This window comes from Maribellus luteus, assembly GCF_003576475.1.
Taxonomy (GTDB): Bacteria; Bacteroidota; Bacteroidia; order Bacteroidales; family Prolixibacteraceae; genus Draconibacterium; species Draconibacterium luteum.
The window spans coordinates 1-2910 of sequence record NZ_QWGR01000032.1; the positions used below are offsets into that span (position 1 = coordinate 1).

The following is a 2910-nucleotide window of genomic DNA, read 5'->3' on the forward strand; positions in this document are numbered from 1 at the left end:
TTACTCCAAATTTTTGAAGCTTTTTTTTCAAAGTTTTTTATTCCCCGGGGCAACCTACCGGTATTCCCATTCTATCCAAAACTTACCTGTGCTCCCATCACCTGTTCCTAATCTTTCATTCCCTCAGTGAACGCTCGCTCTAAAAGCGGCTGCAAAAGTAAACAAGGTTTCCGGCTTTCCAAACTTTTTAACCCCAAAAATCAAGGCTTTTCCCTCCCAAAACAACCAATCTTTTGAACCTCAGAGAGGTAACCCACCAACTTTTTTCAGAAGATTTTTAAAGCGGCCGATTTGAACAGACAGTAAACCGCCACTCCTACTTCCAGCTGCATGTTTTTACGCGAGGTTTCCGTGATTTCAACCAGCACTTTCTCTCCCGCATCCACCATACAAAAAGAAAGCCCGTTGCGCGAAAAGATCTTCACAATCACGCCCCGAAGCTGGTTACGTAAGGAAATGTGAGATATAGGGGACAGCGAGAACCCAAACAATATGCATACTGTATACTATTAAAGAGCTATACACCATTTAAAATAGTGACTTAACTTTCCAAACTTATATGGGAACAGTATCACAGCCACGCACAAAGTCGGATGGCATACTGCTACCGACCAATCTATTTTATAGCTTTTATAAAGAAATCCGTTTTCTTTAATCATGATCATCTAAGAACACATTTAAAGTATAGCATCCTATATATTGCCCAACGCAATACTCAACCAACGGTAGTATATTACCTAATATATCCACAATAGCAATCTTAGGTAGCTTAGCTGTTCGCAAAATTGCCCAGCGAAACACTATATATATAAGGTCCTGCTATTTTGTGTTCCGAATAAAGAAGCTAAACATATAAAAATGAGAATATATGTAACAATTAAACATATATATTATGTCAACTAATTAGTGATTATGCGCTGAATAAACAAACAGTCGTCTGATAACAGTATGAATTTATGATTTAATATAGAGCCTAATCATGAAGAATACCTAGAGGTGTTCTATTTTTCACCCCGGGAGTTTTGTCCCAAAATGAAACCGCATTTTCGCAAACACAAAACCACAAATAGCTTATTTACAACATATTAAACCCATCGGCACAACAATTGCTTAAAGACAGGCAAACGTACTAAACATTTGAAATATTGAATATGGAGGCGACGCGAATCAATCTAAAATTTGGATTTTATGTTATTAAGTCATAATTTGCATTAGCAATAATTGATTCTGAAATTTAAAGTTAGATAAAAAATAAGGGGTTATTTAAATCTTTCCGAAAATTTCATATCAACAAAAGTTTATAAGCAATTACGGCAAATGACTGATCATTCATTCGTTTGAATGGGTGGATTGAGCGCCGATTACATTACTGTGTGGTTTTGTAACTATTAACACAACAAATGATATGAAAACAACTTTACCCAAGCGAAATTTAACACGAACCCTTTTTCTGGGGCTGATGTTTATGCTTTTAGGAACTTTAAATGGCTACTCACAAGTAGTCTTCGATGGCAGTTATACGCCAGGAGAATACGATGAGGGGGATTCCATTGTCATTGACCCAAACGCCAGCAGTACCTGCGATGTTAATACAATTTATGCCGCAGTACAAGAAGATGCAGGAGAATATTATTTGGTACTTGGTATTCGAAACGGGAATAACGGTTCTGCTATCTTTAGATATTACTTCAACACTATCTCAGGGGAAGGATGTGTTGGAGAAACCTTTAAAAATATCTACTACCCTGTTGACAGTGCGGATATTGTTATAGAAATTGATGTAAGCAAGGATAACGCATATGCTGTTTACAATTGGGACGAAAACTCGCAAGACTGGGTGTCTGATGGTGCCGAATTTGGCACACATATCGGAGACTATACTGCCAGTGATGGTGAGTTTTCCGAAATTAGAGCACCACTCACCGGATCAAGCAATATTACAGACTTGTGTGACCTTGGGAGTGATGGAAACATACATCTGGCGCAGTATATTGCATTTTCCGGCGGTACGACAAGTTCCAATGTTTGTAGTGCCAGAAGTATCGAGTTTAGCTATAATGTAAATGGGAACATTGATGGAAGTGATGCTTATTGCGAGGGAGCCAATACTGAAACAGTTTTAACTCTATCAGGAGTGTACGGCAGTGTAATTAAATGGCAAGAAAGTTATGATCTTCAAGTTTGGGTTGATATAGCCAACACTACCAATACTCTCACAACACCTAGCAATCTATATCAAACAACTTACTACAGAGCGATTATAAATAGTGAGATTTGTCCTGGTATTGAAAAACCTACAGGAGTTGCAACAATTACAATTACTCCAAAACCAAGTGCGATCGTTACCAACGAAACAATCTGTGAAGACGAAACCTACACCTGGACTGTGGACGGAGTGGAATACCTTGGAACCGACGGAGACACAACCGTTCATTACGAAGGTGCAAACTGCGCACCCGATACAATCCTGAACATTACGGTAAATGACGAACCACAGCCAATCGTTACCAACGAAACAATCTGTGAAGACGAAACTTACACCTGGACTGTAGACGGAGTGGAATACCCTGGAACAGACGGAGATACCACCGTTCATTACGAAGGTGCAAACTGCGCACCCGATACAATTCTGAACATTACGGTGAATGACGAACCACAGCCAATCGTTACCAACGAAACAATCTGTGAAGACGAAACTTACACCTGGACTGTGGACGGAGTGGAATACCTTGGAACCGACGGAGACACAACCGTACATTACGAAGGGGCAAACTGCGCACCCGATACAATCCTGAATATTACGGTAAATGACGAACCACAGCCAATCGTTACCAACGAAACAATCTGTGAAGACGAAACTTACACCTGGACTGTGGACGGAGTGGAATACCTTGGAACCGACGGAGACAC

The 2910-nt window shown here is 39.9% G+C and carries 2 protein-coding genes; one reads left to right on the plus strand and one right to left on the minus strand.

The features are described 5' to 3' along the window. Positions 1-266: 266 nt before the first annotated feature. The gene (locus D1614_RS23500) at positions 267-491 is read right to left on the minus strand and encodes a TOBE domain-containing protein (protein ID WP_262707241.1); all 225 of its coding nucleotides are present in this window, start codon (positions 489-491) and stop codon (positions 267-269) included. A 914-nt stretch (positions 492-1405) separates the two neighbouring features. Between D1614_RS23500 and D1614_RS23505 the strand changes: the two genes are divergently transcribed. After that, positions 1406-2910 (plus strand): DUF8696 domain-containing protein (locus tag D1614_RS23505; protein WP_147384366.1); only part of this gene is annotated, 1505 nt, incomplete at its 3' end.